The sequence below is a fragment of the Arsenophonus endosymbiont of Bemisia tabaci Q2 genome (genome assembly GCF_902713415.1).
In the GTDB taxonomy this organism is placed as follows: Bacteria; Pseudomonadota; Gammaproteobacteria; order Enterobacterales; family Enterobacteriaceae; genus Arsenophonus.
Genome location: NZ_CACTIE010000258.1, coordinates 1 through 2216, shown reverse-complemented (window position 1 = coordinate 2216; position 2216 = coordinate 1). Strand labels below are relative to the sequence as shown.

Annotated in this window: 4 protein-coding genes; 1 reads left to right on the top strand and 3 read right to left on the bottom strand. The window is 31.7% G+C overall.

Annotated elements, in window-relative coordinates; all coding sequences use genetic code 11:
• Positions 1–209: 209 nt before the first annotated feature.
• From ARSQ2_RS10900 to ARSQ2_RS10890, 3 genes are all read right to left on the bottom strand, one after another.
• Entirely contained in the window at positions 210–407 is a 198-nt protein-coding gene (locus tag ARSQ2_RS10900; protein ID WP_238334477.1) for a hypothetical protein, read from the bottom strand.
• 627 nt (positions 408–1034) lie between these two features.
• Positions 1035–1529 carry a YbjN domain-containing protein gene (locus ARSQ2_RS10895; protein ID WP_181995308.1) on the bottom strand — a complete coding sequence of 165 codons (495 nt, stop codon included), beginning with the start codon at positions 1527–1529 and terminating at the stop codon, positions 1035–1037.
• 192 nt (positions 1530–1721) lie between these two features.
• Positions 1722–1964: a DUF1418 family protein gene (locus ARSQ2_RS10890; RefSeq protein WP_181995307.1), complete on the bottom strand. Its 243-nt coding sequence runs from the start codon at positions 1962–1964 to the stop codon at positions 1722–1724.
• 71 nt (positions 1965–2035) lie between these two features.
• Here ARSQ2_RS10890 and ARSQ2_RS10885 point away from each other — a divergent pair.
• Positions 2036–2216, top strand: a 181-nt coding sequence (locus ARSQ2_RS10885; protein ID WP_181995306.1) for a hypothetical protein, incomplete at its 3' end; no start/stop codon positions are given.

Below are 2216 nucleotides of genomic sequence, written 5' to 3'. Positions count from 1 at the left end.
AATATATGCTTTTCTCGAATATAAATTTACTGATATAGAGTAATTACTTGTAATCATTTTAAAGTCGCCTAGCTATACCTAGCTACCCTAGGGCTATTAAGAATAAATGGCGGGCTAAATATATTGAATTATTCATTTATGTCAATCAGCTGGAGAGATTATTTTTATACTATATCTCTTTTTTATATTTTGTTTGTATTGGACATATTTCAGCCATTTTTTCCTTGCGCTAATTTAGCGTCTAAATTAATTGGATCTGGTAAAAACTCAGGAAAATTTTTTGTTTCAATACCTTTTCCAGCCACTTCTTCTAATTCACTTAGAGTAACACTGCCACCACCAAACACTAAAAAACATCCATTTTTACTTGCAACATATACCATATAAGAATCACCAGAATCATCCAAAACTTTCCAGCTGTTATTTGGATACTTTATTTGCATAACACTCTCACAATTTTTTGATAGGCTATTTGTTGGAGCTTGTTGTGAAACAATCCCAAAAGTGCTTACCCCTAAATTTTTAGTAATATCATTGACACAGCCAATACCTTCAGGAGTCGCGCCGGCAACAATAAGTAAATTATGAATCCCATGCTCATCAATATTTTATTTTATCCCTTTTGTTATATAGTCTTGTAATTTTTCTGTATTTTCATATCCCATGCCAGGAAATCCACTAAAAACCATTACAAATTTATTGTCGATTTTTTATCGATTTCTACTTTTATCGGATCAAAATCCGAACTGGAAGCAACGGAAGATTCAATATTATTGATACTAGCAGATTGCGATGAACTGATCATATTCTAATTTCTTTTAGAAAGCGGTTATTATTCGAATATTATTTGGTAGATAAGGTTCAAACGAAGCGGTTAACAGGAATAAAAAGAATTTAGCAAAATAGCTAGACCTTTTAAAGTAATAAATAGTCTGAGATTTATTGTTATTCTTTTAATCTTCATAAATCTAAAATAGATAATCCATTATCCATCCACATGAATGGCAGATGCCAATTGCATCTATTTTTATAACTTAATGTAGCAGAAAGCGGGCAGGTAAAGGTCGCTCTGATAGCTCTTCATCGTCAATATCTTCTTGACCGCTATACAGTAGATCATTGTTATAAACTTCAACAATAATAGCCCCCATCTGCTTTTCTGCTTGCTGAAGAAAACTGGAGAATTGATTACAAGTCATGCCAGCCAATAACGAAAAAGATTCACTAACCAATAGTTTAGGCAAATTTTCATCATTAATTTCCATAAATGCTTTCGCCGTTAATGAGCTGGCATTAATTTCGCTTAAATTTGCTAATAGAGTAATAATCGATGTCGGTTTGAGTTCAGCCAAAACAGAGAAAACTAATATGTTTTCAACAATATCAACTTTAGCATCGAAAATACCATCAATATTTTGCATATGTGGCAAATGCAATGCCTGGCAATTATCACATTCAAAATATGAAGTTTTGAGTTGAACAAGCCACTCTCGCAATTTAGCTATGTCAGGAAAACAAATCGAATCCATTAATTAACCTTATTTTACACAAAATACCAACAATTTTACCTAAGAAAATTCGCTATCTATCATCTTAAACCAAAAACAGACCATATTTTATCATGTTAAATCGTATTTAACGAGCCATTCCTACTCACAATTTAATCCATCTTGCGATGATTACACTGCTTAACTTTTAGCTTGCGTTAGTGATATTCCGAACTATTTTTGTTGGTCAATGCCGAAAAAACTAAGCTTAGGCACTGCCCGCCAAACAATATGAACGATGGCCGGTATCATACAACCAATTGCTAGCATAATCATAGCAAGCAAAACACCTTTTTTCATAAATAAAGCAGCTAATTCAATATAGTTATTTATCACTAAATAGACCAATAACAATAATAATAAACCAATAACTTCGAGTATTATCACAAATTTAGGCATATCACTCAAAGAACGCATAGCGGATAATTTTTTTGCTCATAACAATCTATGTTTCTTGTTAAAAAACACTATCCTGTTATATTAGGTAATTGTTAACATTTCAGATAGTAATAAATATAAATTGTGCTTTTTTTGACGCTAACTATAGACATTTTGACGCTAACTATAGACATATAGCTAAGCGACTTAATTTTGATGACATTATTTATATGAGCTATTCAATTGATTTTAGACGTAAAGTGATATTTACGATGGAAGAAGAAGGGTTGA